The sequence below is a fragment of the Mesorhizobium sp. P5_C1 genome, from assembly GCF_054049815.1.
The window spans coordinates 1-1,352 of record NZ_JBFULQ010000951.1 but is presented as its reverse complement, the minus strand read 5'-3'; the positions used below and the strand labels follow the sequence as shown (position 1 = coordinate 1,352).

The window sequence follows — 1,352 nt, the reverse complement described above, 5'->3', positions numbered from 1 at the left end:
GCTGCACCAACTCGTCGTCGGAAAGTTCGGAAAGGATGATCTCGTCGTCGGACATTTGTATCGAGCTCCTGCCGGCATCGCGACTGCGTCGCAAGGCACACAATATTCGCGTTCATACCTAACCCGCTGGGGGCATGTATCCATAGCTGATTTGCGACTTCCCGCAAAAGGAAAGCGACCGTAACTCTCTTGGAATTCTTGTCGATTTTGCGACAGCCGTTGGCGCTGGCGGGCCGTTTCGAATAGGGTGCTTGGCTACGATCCGGCAAGAAGCGGCGATACGCTGCCGCAATGGATTCCGGACAAGAACAAATTCAGGGAAGAGCGATCATGAGCGAACACGCGGCAGTCGATCAGGAAGCGTCAAACGCGCGACGCGGGCGCGGCGCCAGCGGCGGAGCGGCTGCCCGGCGTGCAGCCCGTTCGGGCGGCGGCCCCGGCACCCAGCTCACCTATATCAAGCGCAAGATCAACGTCTATGAGGTACTGGACGAGGAAGGCCTGGCGCTGATCGAGAAGAACACCGACACGGTGCTCGAGGAGATCGGCATCATCTTCCGCGACGACGCGGAAGCGCTGCAGCTGTGGAAAGAAGCCGGCGCCGACGTCAAGGGCGAACGCGTGCACTTTCCCAAAGGGCTCTGCCGCTCGCTGCTGAAGACCGCGCCGTCCGTCTACACCCAGCACGCCCGCAATTCCGAACGCTCGGTGCAGATCGGCGGCAACGCCACTGTCTTTGCGCCGGTCTATGGCCCGCCCTTCGTGCGCGATCTCGACGGCGTCAGGCGCTATGCGACCATCGAGGATTTCCGGAATTTCGTGAAGCTCGCCTACATGGCGCCGTCGATCCACCATTCGGGCGGCACCGTGTGCGAACCGGTCGATGTGCCGGTCAACAAGCGCCATCTCGACATGATCTACAGCCACATCAAATATTCGGACAAGCCGTTCATGGGCTCGGTGACAGCGCCCGAGCGCGCCGAGGACACCGTCGCCATGGCCAAGATCGTGTTCGGCGACGACTTCGTCGAAAACAACACGGTGCTGACCAGCCTGATCAACGCCAACTCGCCGATGGTGTTCGACGAGACCATGCTCGGCGCGCTGAAAGTCTATTCGCGCCACAACCAGGCCTGCATCGTCACGCCGTTCATTCTCGCCGGTGCGATGAGCCCGGTGACGGTCGCCGGGACGCTGACGCAGGTTTTGGCCGAGGTGCTGGCCGGCGCGTCGTTCACCCAGCTGATCCGGCCGGGCGCGCCGGTGCTGTTCGGCACTTTCGCCTCGTCAATCTCCATGCAATCGGGCGCGCCGACCTTCGGCACGCCCGAGCCGTCGCTGGTGTCCTATGG

1 protein-coding gene is annotated in these 1,352 nt (G+C 62.4%); it reads left to right on the top strand.

The window, feature by feature from the left end; genetic code table 11:
- Window positions 1-330 precede the first annotated feature (330 nt).
- The coding region (locus tag ACXJ7R_RS32900; RefSeq protein WP_457155438.1) for a trimethylamine methyltransferase family protein at window positions 331-1,352 on the top strand (1,022 nt) is incomplete at its 3' end.